This is a genomic window from Hymenobacter swuensis DY53 (assembly GCF_000576555.1).
In the GTDB taxonomy this organism is placed as follows: domain Bacteria; phylum Bacteroidota; class Bacteroidia; order Cytophagales; family Hymenobacteraceae; genus Hymenobacter; species Hymenobacter swuensis.
The window spans coordinates 2780004-2795100 of the sequence record NZ_CP007145.1 but is presented as its reverse complement, the minus strand read 5'-3'; the positions used below and the strand labels follow the sequence as shown (position 1 = coordinate 2795100).

The window sequence follows — 15097 nt, the reverse complement described above, 5'->3', positions numbered from 1 at the left end:
TTGGTCTGGGTTAGATGGTAGCATTCGCAAATACTCCTAAAAAAGAAAGCCGCTCCTACTGGAGCGGCTTTCTACGTGTTACAGATGATAAGTTGAAGTCTATGAAATCAACTATATCAGCACCATCTGTATCAGCACCATCTGTGATTATTTCTTGGCGGCGTCGCGCAGGTCGCGGATTTCGTCGTGGCCCTGCTTGATACCGGCCGCCTGCTTTTCGATCAGGGCCTTGATGGGGGCCGGGATGTCCTGAATCTTCTGAGCTTTCTCGTAGGCAGCTTTGGCGTAGTCTTCGCCTCGCTCGCACTCGGCGAGGATGCTGTGACGGTCTTTGCTGGTCACCAGGCCCTTCAGGTTGATAAACGCGCGGTGGATGGTACCGGTAATGGACGACTCTTCTTCGGGATGCAGGTTGAGCTTGTGCATCTGGTCTTCCAGTTCGGTAATATATTCGGAACGTTGAGCGGCGTATTTCTTGAAGGTCTGCTTCAGATCGGCATCTTCTACATCGGTCAAGGCTTCGGTATAGCCTTTCTGGCCATCTTTCAGAGTTTCGAGCAGTTCGTTGAGGCCGGCTTGCAGTGCTTTAGCTTCCATGAGGAGAGGGTTGTTATGGGTGTTTAGGAAAGGTGGAATGCCTCTCTTTACTGTAAAACAGCCCGCAGGGTTTCTGCACGGTTAAGTCAGGCTGACTATACAGCTTCTTCTCCCACTACTCCCGCTCCAATTTCCCCATGGCCCGGCCGGCCAGGTAGCCGGTGGTCCAGGCCGCCTGAAAATTGAAGCCGCCAGTAATGCCGTCTATATCAAGAACTTCTCCGGCGAAATGCAGGCCCGGTACCAGTCGGCTTTCCAGCGTTTTCATATTGATTTCACCAAGTGAAATACCGCCGCAGGTCACAAACTCATCCTTATAAGTGGTTTTGCCCTGTACGGCCAGCGCCGTACGCAGCAGGCCTTCGATCAGGCGGTTCTGGAGCTTGACGGGTAGTTCCAGCCAGCGGGTTTCGGGGCTGATGCCTGCCTGTTCCGCCAGAGTACGCCACAGCCGCTGCGGCAACCCGAACAAGGGGTTGCTGCTCACAATTTTTTTGCTGTGTAGCTCCCGGAATTCCAGCAGATGCTGGCGGAGCGTGTCTTCCGTAAAATCGGGAAGCCAGTTGATAAGGGTAGTGCTCTGGTAACCCAGTTCGTGCAGGCGGCGGGCACCCCAGGCCGAGAGCTTGAGCACGGCCGGGCCACTCACGCCCCAGTGCGTCACCAGCACCGGGCCTTCGTACTCCAGCTTTTCGCCGGCTATCCGCACCCGGGCGCGGGGCACGCTTACGCCCGGCAGCTCCCGCAACGGCGAGTTGGGTACATTAAAAGTAAACAGGCTGGGTACCGGCTCCTGAATGCTGTGGCCCAGTTGGCGCAGCCACGCGTACTGCTCCGCTTTGGGCGCGCCGCCGGTAGCTACCAGCAAGCGGCTGACGGGCAAAGTCTGGGCATGTACTCCGGTGAGCTGCAACTCAAAGCCGCCCTTGGGTTGGGGCGTAATCTGTTCGGCGGTAGTCTGCAGCAGAATCTGGACCCCGGCCCGGCGTGCGGCCTCCAACAGGCACTGGGCAATGGTTTCCGACGAATCGGTGATGGGGAACATGCGGCCGTCGGGCTCGGTCTTGAGCCGTACGCCTCGCTTTTCGAACCACCGCACGGTGTCTAATGCCCCAAACTGTTTGAATGGTTCTTTGAGTTGACGGGCTCCGCGCGGATAATGCTGCACGAGCTGCGCGGCCGTATCGGCGGCGTGGGTTACGTTGCAGCGCCCCCCGCCCGAAATCCGGACTTTACTAAGAAGCTTGCCCGTTTTTTCAATCAGGAGTACCCGCAGGGCGGGGTTAGCTTCGGCACAGGCAATAGCCCCGAAAAAGCCCGCCGCGCCCCCACCTAATACGGCCACCGTCAGTTGTTCATTCACGGGGCAAAGATAAATCACGGACACAGACGGATTGCCCGGCGCGCCCGGATTCATGCGGATAAATCGGTCTGGTCAATATTACTAAGCTGATGCATCCAACTTCAGAAAGACTGCGAAGCATCCGTCGTCATTCGTTTCAAGACGTGACTAACAGAATTCCAGCGCGGCTACTACATCATCGTGGCGAAACTGGTAGCCGGTCAGCCGCCGGATAAGGGAAGAGTCGATTTGCTTACCACCGGTGGTTTCTTCCTGAAACGTGGGGGGCTGCAGGTGCAGGCGGGTGGCGGCGGCGGTGTAAAAAGTACGCCGAGTGGGGTGAGAGGCCGCGCTGGCATTGAACGTGTAGCCCCACAGCTGCTGCTCCAGCACACAGACCAACAGGCTCACACAGTCGTGCAGATGAATCATATTCACCGGAGCCTCACCATGCGCCACCCCGGTCCGGCCCGCCAGAAACCGGCCCGGTGGGCGGCCCGGACCCATGAGGCCGGCCAAACGCACCACCGTATGGTTGGCGTGTTGGAAGGGGTATTCGGCTTGCAGCAGCGGGGCGGGCGCGTCTTGCGTGGCCTGGGCATCGGGCTCGTACATCAGGCGAGGCTCATCGGGATATACGCCCGTGGAGCTGACCAGTAGTACATGCTGCACCCCGGCACTTTCTGCCGCCTGTGCCACCAGGCGCACCACCCCGGGATACGCTTCCTGGCTACCCGCCCCCCGGGTGGGCGGAACATTCAGAATCAGGATTTCCACGCCTTGCAGCATGGCCTGCAGGGTGTCGGCATCGGTGGCGGAAAGGGTGGGAGCCAGCCGCAGCAGATAGGGCCGGATGCCCACGTCGCGCAGGGTGAGGAGCTGGCCGGGCGTGGTGGTGGAGCCGTGGACCGGGTAGCCGGCCGTCACCAGCGCGCGGGCCAGCGGCAGCCCCAGCCAGCCGCAGCCCAGCACGGCCACGGTGGGGAGAGAAGCAGAGAGAGCAAGGTGGGTCATGGATGGGTAAAGGTGGCAAAAAAACTTTCCTGCGCAAGGAGGCAACCGGGGAATAAGCAAACTGTTACCTTGCGCCCAAACCAGTATGCAAGCATACTATTTATGCCCGCTCCCTACCGCCTCTATCCCGAATTCACCCCCGACTTCGAAGCCCGCGTACGGCTGCTGCGGGCCGATGAGGGTGGGCGGCAGTTACCGCCGTATAACGGTATCCGCTGGGATTTTCAGTACGCGCAGGACAAGCCGAGAGTAGTCTACATGTGGCTGTACCCGGATTTCTTCGACCCGATTACCGGCGACTCGTGGCAGAAAATGCCCTTGCCGGTGGATGAATGGCTGCACGTACGCGTTGCTGTTATTTTTGACGAAGCCCGGACTTTGCACCAGTCAAAAATCCGTGCCGGTACTAGCTTCTATTACTGCGAAGGAAGCCATATTGTAGCCGAGGGCACCGTTACCCGCCTGACCGGTTTGTTTGCTCCCCGGCCCCAGCCATAACTCCTGAACCATCTTTTCCCACTTCAACTTTCTCACCCTATGTCTTTCACGCACCCTTACGCCCAGCCCATGCTGCGCGACAATGCCCTGCAGGGCAAAACCATTGTGGTAACGGGCGGCGGTACCGGTCTGGGCCGGGCCATGACCACATATTTTCTGCAGCTCGGGGCCAACGTGGTTATCAGCTCCCGCAAACTGGAGGTACTGGAGAAAACCGCTCAGGAACTGCGCGAGCACACTGGCAACGCCAACGTGCTGGCCGTGCAGTGCGACGTGCGCAAGTACGACGAGGTAGAGGCGTTGCTGCAGAAAACCATCGATGCCTTCGGGGGCGTGGATGTGCTGCTTAACAATGCGGCCGGCAACTTCATCAGCCCCACGGAGCGCCTCAGCCACAAGGCGTTTGATGTAATTGTGGACATCGTGCTCAAAGGCTCCTACAACTGTACGCTGGCTTTCGGGAAGCGTTGGATTGCCGATAAGCGTCCCGGCACCATCCTCAGCATTGTAACTACCTATGCTTCCGTTGGGTCGGCGTTTGTGGTACCCTCGGCTTCAGCCAAGGCCGGCGTGCTGGCCATGACCCGCTCCCTGGCGGTGGAGTGGGCCAAGTACGGCATCCGGTCCAACGCCATTGCGCCCGGCCCTTTCCCCACGGAAGGCGCCTGGAGCCGTCTATTTCCTGAGCCTCTGGCCTCTAAGCTTGACCCGGCCGCCAACGTGCCACTCAAGCGCGTAGGCAACCATCAGGAGCTGGCTAACCTGGCGGCCTACATGGTGTCTGATTTCTCGGCCTACATGAATGGCGAAGTGGTTACCCTTGATGGAGGTGAGTGGCTCAACGGGGCCGGCGAGTTTAACAAGCTCGAAATTCTGACTCCCGAAATGTGGGACCAGATTGAAAAAACCATGCGCCGCTAAATCACGGATTCAGCCGGATGTATCAAATTTTGTGACTGGTTTTCGGCCTTTAGCAACGTCTGCTTCTGACTAAAAAGTTGGTAAATAGCAATTTGCCGCAACAAAAAAGCCGCGCAATATGCGCGGCTTTTTTGTTGCGGCAAATTGCTGGCCGGTAGAACAGTCCACAAAATCCGACAAATCTGGCTAGATCCGTGATTAGAAGTGGTAGCCTTTGAAATCCTTGCTGAACTCCTGGGCGGGAATGGGCTGGTTGGGGATGACGTCGGAGAACTCAAATTTTTCGAACAGGCCTTTATCGTCGTTTACCTGCACCACCAGTGGGAGGTAGAGCTTCTGGTCGATGCATAGGAGTACGCGGCGGCCGTAGCTGTTGGGCACCTGCACCGTTTTGCCGGCCGGTACTACCGCGCCTGCTGAAAGGCCGTTGCGTTCCAGAATCCGGTACTCGCCACATCCGAATTTATCGGAAATAGTAGTCACGCTTTCGGCCTTGGAGGGCTTGTAGCTCACGTAGCGAAACTGCGGATAATCGGAGCGGAGGACGTAGGCGGGGCGGCCCTGCACGGTGGTGTCGCCGGCGTAACGAAAGGTTTTCTCAAAGGTGCGGTCGAGACGCTGGCTGGAGCCGTGCAGCAGTTCAGTAATGGTGCCGTAACCGGCATCCAGGGCACTATGGTGTTGGTTTTTGCGCATCACTGCGCCTTTCGGATCAAGGCTGAGCGTGACGTAGGGGAAGCTGTTAGGGTTCACCCAGGCGTCGCCGTTGTTCTGGCCCGTTACATACAGCACTTCAATGCCCTTCTGGTTGCGCAGGTAGACTTTGTAGGGGCTGAACGTCATTTTCATGAGCGTCCGGGCCTGCTGGTACGAGCCCTCGATGCGCTCCTGCGCCCGCACATTGCAGCGGAGGGTTTTTAGGTTCTGAATAGCAGTGCTAAGACGACTGACTAACTGCTCGGTAGTGATTTTGGGGTCGGCGGGGGTGGCCGCCAGGGCGCTGAACCCCAACATGGTTACGGCCAACGGCCGGTAATAACGCATCATGTAAAAGAGAAAGGGTAAGTAAGACGGGGGAAGATACAAGGCCGCCAAACATAAACCGGGCCGGACAGGTGAAGTAGTGAACTAGTGAGCTTGACGTTCCGCTTGCGCAGGTCGAACAGCAGACTCACCATCTCACTAGTTCACCTAATTGAGGCTGATGGCAGGAAAATGGCTGGCTTTGCTGTCGAATACAAACAGTTCATCTATTTCGACGCCGCGCAGAAAGCGGTAGAGCGGAAACTGTTCTACTACGGCCCGGATGGCCTCGGCGCTCTGCCCATTCATGGTAACCCAGCCTCGGGTACGGTCGGCACTAATAGCGTAGCTGTCAATGACGTTGTCTTCGATCAGGCGGCTGATAAAGGCCCGGTGACGCGGGATGAGGGCTATGAAATCCTCATCGAAAAAATCGGGCAGACGCAGGGTAACGACGAACTTGGCCATGAATGCGGGGAATACCCTGGCATAACGCGGCCCGGCTGACTTGGGTTGAGGTACGGAGCGCAGGTGTAACTTTTTTGGGGGTTTGGCAGAATAGATGCCCATGCACTTTACTGTTATTACCCCGACCCATAACCGCCGCGCCTACCTGCCCGAAGCCATCGACAGCGTGCGGGCCACCGTTGCGGCTCCGCTTGATTTTTCTTTCGAGCATCTGATCTGCGAAAACGCCAGCACCGACGGTACCGCCGAATGGCTGGAGGAAACGATTGAACAGCAGGACGATGTGGTGCGCGTACGCACCCAGACTACGCTGCTCAAGGCGGGCCCTGCCCGCAACCTGCTCATTCGGGAAGATGCACCTGCTGACACCTGGATTGTACCCCTGGACGACGACGACCTGTTGCTGCAGCGTGCCCTCTACCACTACGCCCGCGAAATTGAGCAGGCGCCCGGTCGACCCTGGCTGGTGGCCGATTTCCTGCGCGTGGACCAAGACCGGCGTTACCTGCCCAGTGAGGATTATTACGCTTGGCGCTTTGAAACTCCCCAGGATATGCTGCGCGCCATTTTCCGGGCCGAGCACTTCATCCAGGGTAATGTGTGCTACAGCCGGGAACTGTTCGACGCGGTAGGCGGCTACGACGAGGAAATTGAAATGGCTGAGGACTTAGACCTGTACGTGCGGTTTCTGCTGGCCGGCCACCTGCCTGTTATCTGTCCCCACATTAGCCACCTGCACCGCTTCCACACCAGCAACGTCAGCATCGGCGTGGATGCTGACAAGCACGCCCAAGACTTACGCATCATTTACGATAAATACGCCGGGCAGCTACAGAAGCAAGGCATTGAACGGCCGTAGTGATTCATTAATAGGAAATAGGCCGAGGACCTATGTCTCCATTGATTTGCAATTTTTGGAGGGTAAGGCTCTGTGGTTTATGCCCCTCAACTAACGCTTGACTGATGACACCTACCTCAGAACTCCAAGAGGCTATTTCAAAATGAAAATTTTCTTGCCATTCTCCTCTATCTATTGCTGCTTCCGCTATACGCTGAGCCGCCGCATAAACAGGCTCATCGGCCCATGATAGTCCTTCCAGCGTTGTACCATCGGAGTATTGTAGAACGAATGTTTCAGGAAAATCCACTTGGAATTTTTGCATAAATATTCGCCCAAAAGCTGTTGGGACGAACAGTATAATTTGAGTTGCGAGGTCAGCGGGAACTTGCTCTCTTAAAAGAAGTTCAAATACGCTATCCTCAGTTGCTTCATGCGGTACAAAAAGTGGTAAAGACTGGAGTATAAGCTTCTCTAACTGCGGAGTCGTCATGGCTACAAGCTATTGTTTTGTAATTACTCCACCTTTCACCACCAGCCGTACCTGCCGTAGGGCGGCCACATCCTGGGTGGGGTCACCGGAAACAGCAATGAGGTCGGCGAGGAGGCCGGGCTGGAGGCGGCCCCGGTCAGGAAGCTGGAACAGGCGGGCGTTGGTGGCGGTGAGGCCGCGTAGCACCTGCAGAGGCGTGAGGCCGTAGGTACGTACCAGCTGCTCGGCTTCTCGTAGGTTGTCGCCGTGCGCAAACACCCCCACGTCGCCCCCGATGGCCAATTCCACACCGCTTTGCAGGGCCAGCCGCATGCTTTCCCGCTTCTGGCGGATGCGTTCCGGCTCGGGCGTGGTACCGGGCTGCCAGCCCCGGTAGCGCGAAATGGCCTCGCCGGCGGCCACGGTAGGGCAGAGGGCTACCCCGCGCTGCTTCATCAGCCGGAATACTTCCAGCGTGCCCCCGTCGCCGTGCTCAATGGTTTGCACGCCGGCCAGCGTGGCGCGGCGCATGCCTTCGGGCGTGCTGGCGTGGGCCACCACGGGGCGGCCGGCACTGCGGGCGGTTTGTACAATCAGGTTCAGTTCTTCCTGCGAGAAGGTAGGGCGGCTGGACTCGTTGGGCCCCCAGCGGTAGTCGGCGTACACCTTAATAATATCGGCTCCCTTGCCCATCTGCTCGCGCACGGCCCGCACGATGCTGTCCACGCCGTCGGCTTCCTGCGCGCCCTGGGGCACGTCTACGTCGGCGGAAAGCTTGGGGCCGTAGCTGCCGGTAGCTACCAGGGCCCGGGTGGCTACGAGTAGACGCGGCCCGGGTATCAGGCCCTGGTCAATGGCCTGTTTCAACCCTACATCGGCAAAGCCAGCTCCTTCTGAGCCCAGGTCGCGGGCGGTGGTGAAGCCGGCGGCCAAGGTAGCGCGGGCGTGTACCGTAGCTCGGGCCACCCGCAATGCTTCCGATTCCAGCAGTACCTGGTCGTTCCACGGAGTTTCATTGTAGGGGTGGAGCAGCAGGTGACTGTGGCCTTCAATAAGGCCGGGCAGCAGCGTAAGGCCCGGCAACTCCAGCACCTGCGCGCCGGCCGGAGCCTGGAGCTGGGCGGCGGGACCTACGGCTTTTATCTTACTGTCCTCCGTGAGTACCGCCCAACCCGGGTGCAGGGTTTCACCGTCGAACACGGCGGCGGGGCGCAGGAGCAGGGCCGGTTGAGGGGCGGAGGAAGAAGTCTGAGCGGAAGTTGACCAGGTAATGCTGAAAAGCAGGGCGGTTGCAAAAGACCACAAAAGACGCATAGCTGGCGAAGGGGAGAGTGCTGTACAAGGTAACGCGGCCTTTCAGAATTGACACCATGCCTTCGGCTCCGGCTCCACGGGTAATCCCAGCACCTGCTGTAGTACACGGGCTATGCTACGGGTCGTCTGCATCGTTTCAACTTCGGCCAGATACAGGCGGGTGTTATTGGTCAGCAGTAGATACACTTCGCCGTAGTCCTCGTCAGCAGGCTGGATGGTGCTTTTACGAACCCTTACTTCTAGCACTTCGCCAAAAGCCACTGTGCTGGTTTTAGCAATTTGCTGACGGAAATAGGGATGCAGATGTTCTACGACAATAGACTGAGCCAGCGTGTCGACCAGTATATGATTATACAAGCGAATTTCCTCTATATCAGGAAAGCGGTTACGCTTTCGGTATGCGTGCCAAGCCACAACCAATCCGGCCAGCAGAAGCAGTGTTCCAAGCTCATAATTCTGTTGAATAAACGTAGGGAGCAAAAAGACTACCGCGACTACCAACCAAAACAGCACGGTGAAAAGCAGGTGCGCGGATGTTTCTTCTTGCCTCTGCAGGCGAATAGTTGTTGTTGAGTAGTGGAGCCTCAAACGGGTGCCGGAGTGCCTCAGACTTTGGCTAATTGCTTGCAGGCTAGAAAATAGCGGTGTAAGATCCATATTAAGCGGAAACGCCCGCCGGAAGATACATTTCCGGCGGGCGTCTCTTTATTCATCAAGCGAAACGGGCTACGCTTTTTCCTTAGCTGGTTTGCGCTTCACCTTCACTTTCTCCAGCTTCTTGCCGTTGCTGGCTGGGGCGGTGTCGTTAGCGGAGCCCACTAGGGTCATTTCCTTCACCAGGTGGCCGGCTCCGGCGAATTTATCCACCACGAACAGCATGTAACGCACATCCAGGGTGATGTTGCGCACCCGGTCGGGGTCGAACATGATGTCGGACATGGTGCCTTCCCAGTTTCGGTCGAAGTTGGTGCCAATCAGCTCGCCCCGGCCGTTGATGACGGGGGAGCCGGAGTTGCCGCCGGTGGTGTGGTTGGTGGCAATGAAGGCCACGGGCACGGTACCTTTATAGGCGTAAGGACCAAAATCCTTGTTTTTGTACAGCTCAGCAAGGCGGGCGGGCACTTCAAACTCGGGGTTGGTGGGGTCGGCCTTCTCCATAATACCGTCGAGGGTGGTGTAGAAGTCGTATTTGGTGCCGTCGGCGGGCTCATAGCCGGCTACTTGGCCGTAGGCGAGGCGCAGGGTAGAGTTGGCATCGGGGTAGAATTTCCGCTCGGGCTGCTGCAGGCGCAGGCCGGCCACGTACGTGCGCTGGAGCAGAGCAATGTTATCGGTGGCAGCGGTATACGTAGGCAGAATGACCGTGCGGTAGTTCCCGATGATGGCCTGCGCCAGTAGCACAGCCGGGTCCTGACGAAGCGTTTGCACATTGCCCTTGGCTACCTCATCCAGCACCGCAAAGGCCGATTCCTGAGTGGTAAGCTTTGATTTGCCATATAGTTGGGCCGCATACGCCGTCCACCCGCCGGGGCCGGTGTACTGTCCCTGCAGGGTTTTGACGTAGGCCGGCAGCAGCGCGGCCGGGGTGCCGGCAGCGTAAAGCGGCAGCAGCTGGGCGGCTACTTTCTGGTCAGTATGGGCACTGTAGTTGCGGAAGAAGCCCACGGACCCTTTTCTGGTTTTTTCGGCAGCGGCGGCCAATTCGGCGGCGGGTACCTTGTTATCGGCCAGTTCCAGCAACGGCAGCAGGCTGTTGGCATAGGCCATCAGCTCCACTCCCAGGGCGGCTTCCGTTACGTAGTCGCGGGCCAGGGTGTAGTCGCGGGCAGTGGCGTAGTTGCGTTTCAGGTCGGGGAGCAGCGTGGCAAAGGCAGCGCGGCGGGCAGCGTCGCCGCTTTCAGCCCACTGCTGAAACACCTGTTCCTGCTGCTGCTTCACGCGTACGGCATCGAGCTTTTTGAGGCCCCGGTTCTCGCCAATCCACTTTTTCCAGTAGTTGGCAATGCTGGCGTATTTGGCCGCGTACTGAATCCGCACCTTATCAGAAGCCTTCATATCGGCATCCAGCACCCGCAGCTTGGCGTCGCGTACATTAATTTTGGCCGGGTTCGAGACGGCATAGGTTTCCTCCACACCCCAGCTGGTGAGGTACTCGTTGGTGCGGCCCGGGAAGCCGAACACCATGGTAAAGTCGCCGGGCTGCACGCCGCCCAGGGAAATGGGCAGGTGGTGGCGAGGCTTGAAGGGCTTGTTATCGGGAGAGTAAGGGGCCGGCTTGTTATCGGGGCCGGCGTAGATGCGGAAGATGCTAAAGTCGCCGGTGTGGCGGGGCCAGGCCCAGTTATCGGTGTCGCCGCCGAACTTGCCGATACTGCTCGGGGGCGCGCCCACCAGCCGGATGTCCTGAAATACCTCCGTCACGAACAGGTAGTACTCATTGCCGTTAAACATGGGGCGCACAAAGGCCTGATAGCCGGTGCCCTGCACGGCAGCATGGGCCACGCGCTGCCCATTAGCCTGCACCAGCTTCTCGCGTTCCGCTTCCACAATGCCCGTGGTAGGCACGCCAGCCAGCACTTGGCTGCTCACGTCCTCCATGCGCACAATGAAAGTGGCCGTAAGGCCCGGATTGGGCAATTCCTGGCTGCGGTCCATGGCCCAGTAGCCGTTGGTGAGGTAGTCTTTCTCGACGGAGGAATGGCTCTGAATCTGACTATAGCCACAGTGGTGGTTGGTCAGGAGCAGGCCTTGGTCGGAAATGATTTCGCCGGTGCAGCCACCGCCAAACTGGACAATGGCATCCTTGAGGCTGCCCTGGTTGATGGAATAAATCTGCTCAGCGGTGAGCTTGAGGCCTTTTTTCTGCATGTCGGCCTCGTTGAGCTGCTTGAGCAGCAGCGGCAGCCACATGCCTTCATCGGCGCGGGCGGCCGGCAGGGCAGTCAGGAAGGTAAGGGCCAGCAAAGCCAGCCGGGTACGGATGCGCATTCTTGAAGTGGATGGGGTGGAGGTGGTTGGAAAGACCCAAAAGTACGGCTTCGGCTGCTGGCGGGCGTTACTTCCCACAGCGTTGCGCGGAGGAAAACGCGGAGTTCCGTAGAGCCGTTCAACGCAAAACGCCCGACCACAACGGGCCGGGCGTCCACAAAAGCCAGTTAATTGGCCTCAATCTGCAGTAATCTGTGATTTACGAGTGACCCAATTCAGCCACGGCGGGCGCGTTCTGGGCGTTGGTGTTGGAGGCTTTCAGCGTTTTGGAAGCTGCCGGAATATCATCCGTTTCCTGGGCAGCGTGGGTTTCTTCCCACTCCCGGAAGCGCAGAATTTCGCCCTGGAATTTCTCAATAAACCAGCTGATCAAAGCCAGATCATCCAGAAAACCAACTACCGGAACAAAGTCCGGAACCAGGTCAACCGGCGACAGAGTGTAGAGCAACACGCCCAGCGCCGACACGATGGTGCCGGTATCAATCTGGCGGTACTCGCCGCTGATGTAGTTGCGCACCAGCCGCACGAGCGTGCGGCCCACATCGAACACCTGCTTGAATTTATTGTCGCCGCTATCTTTGCTGGCGAGCTTGTTGGCTACTTCGTTGAGCACCATGACCACCTTAAAAGGGCGGCCCAACAGCTTACCGGCGCGGTTCAGGAACACGCTGAACAGCGCGTTTTTGGAAATCGAAAGACCTTTTTCGACGAGAGAGGACATACGGGAATAGTTGAGGTTGTGTGGGGGCGTGTACGGCTGCCTCGGGGCCGGCGTTACAGCGGCCACCTCAGAAAAGCCAGGCCTTGGCGTATGCCGGCACCTCACGCAGTAGGGCGTAAACGTCGCGCAACTCCCAGTAGCGGGCCGCCGAGGCCGATACCGTGGACACGCCTTGCTGCCGCAGCAACAGTTGGGTGCGCGGCAGATGGAAGAACTGCGACACCACCACGGCCGACTTTAGGTGGCGTGCCCGGGCTAGGCGGGCAAAATTGCGGGCCGTAGCTTCGGTGTTGTTGCCTGCATTATCTACCACAATAGCATGGGCCGGGATGCCTTGCCCCACCAGATAGCGTTGCATAGCAGTGCCCTCGTAGTGCCCTTCCCGACCCAGCCCACCACTCACAAAAATCAGTGGGCTCAGGCCGGTGCGGTACAGGCGCAGTGCCTCATCGAGGCGGGCCCGCAGGCGCGGGGAGAGGCTGCCGTCGGGGTTCACGGTATTGCCGGGCACCACCAGGCAGTCGGCGGGTTTGGGGCGGACGGTGAGGCCCGAACAGGCAATGCCACCGGCGGCCAACAGCAGCAGCACCAGCAAACCGCCCAGGATTCGGGTTAGGAGCCGGCGCATCAGGGAGTAGCGGCTGAAGTGGTTTGCAGGCGGTGGTTGCGCAGGGCCAAACCGACGGCCGCAGCGGCTGCCAGGCCCGCGTACAGCAGGCTGCGAAACTGGGCTTCGCGAATTTCCCTGCCCCGCTCGCGCAGCTGCTGTTTCCTCTGGTGCTTGGATATGGCCGTGGGCGGATGGATGTTCACCAGCGTTTCGGTAATATCCACTTCGTACTTGTAGCTGACGGCCAGGTTGAGGTACCCGAATAACTGCATCAGTGCCACTAAGGTGAGCACCCATAATAGCCACTCTGGTACCGGCTTGCGTAGCAGGGACATAGCGAAGAAGGGATGAAGTTGGTCGGATGTAACTAGCGGGACGGCAACGCTAGGACCATCGTTCCGAATACCGGAGTGCCCCGAAGTTATCCGGATTCCGCTACTTTCGTTTCTATGAGCCTGTTTCTCACGCCGCCCGCTGCCCCCGAGTACGCCCCGTTCTACCATACCTACGTGAAGCTAATCACCGGCGACCCGCTGGAAGCGTTGCGCCGGCAGCCCCAAGAGTTGCGCCAGCTGCTGGCCGGCCTCACGGAGGAGCAGACGCTGTTTCGCTATGCCCCCGGCAAGTGGAGCATCAAAGAAAATCTGGTACACATGCTCGATACGGAGCGTATCTTCGCTTACCGCGCCCTGCGCATCGGTCGGGGCGACACAACGGCCCTGCCCGGTTTCGAGCAGGACGACTACGTGCCCGCCTCCGGCGCTGACGCCCGCCCGCTGGCCGACATCCTGCACGAGTACGACACCGTACGGGCCGCCACGCTGAGTTTGCTGGAGTCGTTTACGGCGGAGGCCGTGGGCCGGCTGGGCACGGCCAGCGGCCAGCCCGTGAGCGTGCGGGCCCTGGCCTACATTCTGTCCGGCCACGAGGCACATCACCTGAATTTGCTGCGCGAGCGGTATTTGCCCGGGCTGCAATAATAGGTTTCGATTTACAACACTGCCTCCGGGCGGTGCGTTATATACGTCCCATTCACTCTCAACTCACACCCCATCATGGCCAAAGCCCAGGAACCCCGCAAAGAGAAGAAAAAGGAGCCCGCTAAAACCACCAAGGAAAAGAAGGCCGCCAAAGACGAGAAGAAAGCCCTGAAAGCTCGTCAGCAAGACTAAAATAGTAAGAGGTTCATCTGTCCAGATGAGCCTCTTTCATTTAAGCAGCCGACTGCCCATGCCCCAGCGCATTGCCCTCATTACCCTGGTAGTGGCCGATTACGATGAAGCCATCCGCTTCTACACCGAGAAGCTGGGCTTTACCCTCGTGGAAGACACGCCCTTGAGTGCCGAAAAACGCTGGGTGCGGGTGGCACCGCCTGGCACAAGCGGGGCCGAGCTGCTACTGGCGCGGGCGGCTACGCCCACCCAGCAAGCCGCCATCGGTAACCAGACCGGTGGCCGCGTGGCCCTGTTTCTCTATACCGATGATCTGGCCCGCGACCATGCCCGTCTGCTGGCGCAGGGCGTGCGCATCGTACGGCCGCCGGTGGTGGAGCCTTACGGCCGGGTGCTGGTTTTCGCCGATTTGTACGGCAACCTCTGGGATTTGCTGGAATCCGCTCAGAGCGTGTAATACACCTCCTTTTGCTTGTCGTGGTGCTTGATGTAGCCGTGCAAGGTGAGCTTGATAAGGGTCCGATAAGCGCGCCGCTCCCCGATGTTGAGCAGCTTCATGTACTGGGCCAGCGTAATACGCGGATTTTTGCTCAGATAATCCAGTACGGCTAGTTCTTCTTTATTTAAGGGAATTCGCTCGAACTGCGGGCCGGCGGGTTCCTGTCGCTCCAGCACCTTTTCGGTGAGGGAACTGGCCAGTACACTTTCGTCGCGCACCCGCACATACGTACGCCATTCGGCTTCCGCCACCTGGGCGCGGTGGGGCTTCTGGCTGCTTTCCGGCACCGTAACGATGATAACCGTCCGGCCGTTTTCGGTTTCCACTTCCCGGAAACCCAGCTGCAGCGGCGGCTCGATGAAGTGCTGCGCCGCCTGCCGCAGCTGGTAGAACTCCTCTTCCACGTCGCGCACTCCTACAATCCGGCCGTCATCGTCCACGCCCACCAGCACCCGGCCGCCGTGGGTATTGGCCAACGACGACAGGGTGCGGGCAATGCGCGTGGGGTGGGTAGTGCGCTGCTTGAATTCCAGCCGCTCCCCCTCGCCCTGTCGAATCAGCTCCAGTAGCTCCGTCATTATTTGGTTTTTGGTGGGTAGTTTTTTGTTGTTGGCCGTTGG

Annotated in this window: 18 protein-coding genes; 5 read left to right on the top strand and 13 right to left on the bottom strand. The window is 58.9% G+C overall.

Annotation, left to right across the window (positions count from 1 at the left end; translation table 11 throughout):
- Nucleotides 1-147: 147 nt before the first annotated feature.
- The 3 genes from HSW_RS13385 to HSW_RS13375 form a co-directional block, all read right to left on the bottom strand.
- A complete protein-coding gene (locus HSW_RS13385) occupies nt 148-597 on the bottom strand; it encodes a PA2169 family four-helix-bundle protein (RefSeq protein WP_044002343.1) in 450 nt (149 codons plus the stop codon).
- Between the two features lie 115 nt (nt 598-712).
- Nucleotides 713-1960 (bottom strand): BaiN/RdsA family NAD(P)/FAD-dependent oxidoreductase, encoded by a 1248-nt coding sequence (locus HSW_RS13380; RefSeq protein ID WP_052346424.1) that lies wholly within the window; start codon nt 1958-1960, stop codon nt 713-715.
- A 147-nt stretch (nt 1961-2107) separates the two neighbouring features.
- Complete coding sequence (locus HSW_RS13375) at nt 2108-2953, bottom strand: NAD(P)H-binding protein (protein ID WP_052346423.1); 846 nt, start codon at nt 2951-2953, stop codon at nt 2108-2110.
- 102 nt (nt 2954-3055) lie between these two features.
- On the opposite strand from HSW_RS13375, the gene HSW_RS13370 reads away from it, so the two are divergent.
- The gene (locus HSW_RS13370) at nt 3056-3451 is read left to right on the top strand and encodes a hypothetical protein (protein ID WP_044002342.1); all 396 of its coding nucleotides are present in this window, start codon (nt 3056-3058) and stop codon (nt 3449-3451) included.
- A gap of 39 nt (nt 3452-3490) precedes the next feature.
- Nucleotides 3491-4372 (top strand): SDR family oxidoreductase, encoded by an 882-nt coding sequence (locus tag HSW_RS13365; protein WP_044002341.1) that lies wholly within the window; start codon nt 3491-3493, stop codon nt 4370-4372.
- Nucleotides 4373-4570: 198 nt separating this feature from the next.
- Here the strand turns inward: HSW_RS13365 and HSW_RS13360 are convergent, their stop codons facing one another.
- Entirely contained in the window at nt 4571-5419 is an 849-nt protein-coding gene (locus tag HSW_RS13360; protein ID WP_081768405.1) for a DUF1571 domain-containing protein, read from the bottom strand.
- 144 nt (nt 5420-5563) lie between these two features.
- The gene (locus HSW_RS13355; RefSeq protein WP_044002339.1) at nt 5564-5863 is read right to left on the bottom strand and encodes a hypothetical protein; all 300 of its coding nucleotides are present in this window, start codon (nt 5861-5863) and stop codon (nt 5564-5566) included.
- Nucleotides 5864-5963: 100 nt separating this feature from the next.
- Here HSW_RS13355 and HSW_RS13350 point away from each other — a divergent pair, with 100 nt between their 5' ends.
- Nucleotides 5964-6722: a glycosyltransferase family 2 protein gene (locus HSW_RS13350; protein ID WP_197031876.1), complete on the top strand. Its 759-nt coding sequence runs from the start codon at nt 5964-5966 to the stop codon at nt 6720-6722.
- A gap of 7 nt (nt 6723-6729) precedes the next feature.
- Here HSW_RS13350 and HSW_RS24305 read toward each other — a convergent pair whose 3' ends face one another.
- The 7 genes from HSW_RS24305 to HSW_RS13320 all read right to left on the bottom strand — a co-directional run bounded on the left by HSW_RS24305 (nt 6730) and on the right by HSW_RS13320 (nt 13141).
- The gene (locus HSW_RS24305; protein ID WP_155832973.1) at nt 6730-7194 is read right to left on the bottom strand and encodes a hypothetical protein; all 465 of its coding nucleotides are present in this window, start codon (nt 7192-7194) and stop codon (nt 6730-6732) included.
- 9 nt (nt 7195-7203) lie between these two features.
- Nucleotides 7204-8487, bottom strand: a complete 1284-nt coding sequence (locus HSW_RS13345; RefSeq protein WP_044002337.1) for a metal-dependent hydrolase family protein — start codon at nt 8485-8487, stop codon at nt 7204-7206.
- 42 nt (nt 8488-8529) lie between these two features.
- Nucleotides 8530-9144 (bottom strand): hypothetical protein, encoded by a 615-nt coding sequence (locus HSW_RS13340; protein ID WP_044002336.1) that lies wholly within the window; start codon nt 9142-9144, stop codon nt 8530-8532.
- Between the two features lie 69 nt (nt 9145-9213).
- Nucleotides 9214-11475 (bottom strand): S46 family peptidase, encoded by a 2262-nt coding sequence (locus tag HSW_RS13335; RefSeq protein WP_044002335.1) that lies wholly within the window; start codon nt 11473-11475, stop codon nt 9214-9216.
- 199 nt (nt 11476-11674) lie between these two features.
- Complete coding sequence (locus HSW_RS22890; protein WP_052346422.1) at nt 11675-12196, bottom strand: YkvA family protein; 522 nt, start codon at nt 12194-12196, stop codon at nt 11675-11677.
- A 67-nt stretch (nt 12197-12263) separates the two neighbouring features.
- On the bottom strand, nt 12264-12824 hold the full coding sequence (locus HSW_RS13325) for a YdcF family protein (protein WP_044002334.1): 561 nt from the start codon (nt 12822-12824) through the stop codon (nt 12264-12266).
- A complete protein-coding gene (locus HSW_RS13320; RefSeq protein WP_044002333.1) occupies nt 12824-13141 on the bottom strand; it encodes a hypothetical protein in 318 nt (105 codons plus the stop codon). The genes HSW_RS13325 and HSW_RS13320 overlap by 1 nt, the downstream gene beginning before the upstream one ends.
- A 114-nt stretch (nt 13142-13255) precedes the next feature.
- Here HSW_RS13320 and HSW_RS13315 point away from each other — a divergent pair, with 114 nt between their 5' ends.
- Both HSW_RS13315 and HSW_RS13310 read left to right on the top strand, forming a co-directional pair.
- Nucleotides 13256-13786, top strand: coding sequence for a DinB family protein (locus HSW_RS13315; RefSeq protein WP_044002332.1), 531 nt, complete (start codon nt 13256-13258; stop codon nt 13784-13786).
- Between the two features lie 250 nt (nt 13787-14036).
- Nucleotides 14037-14435 carry a VOC family protein gene (locus tag HSW_RS13310; protein WP_044002331.1) on the top strand — a complete coding sequence of 133 codons (399 nt, stop codon included), beginning with the start codon at nt 14037-14039 and terminating at the stop codon, nt 14433-14435.
- Here the strand turns inward: HSW_RS13310 and HSW_RS13305 are convergent.
- Complete coding sequence (locus HSW_RS13305) at nt 14423-15055, bottom strand: AlbA family DNA-binding domain-containing protein (RefSeq protein WP_044002330.1); 633 nt, start codon at nt 15053-15055, stop codon at nt 14423-14425. The two genes, HSW_RS13310 and HSW_RS13305, sit on opposite strands and share 13 nt — an antisense overlap.
- Nucleotides 15056-15097 lie beyond the last annotated feature (42 nt).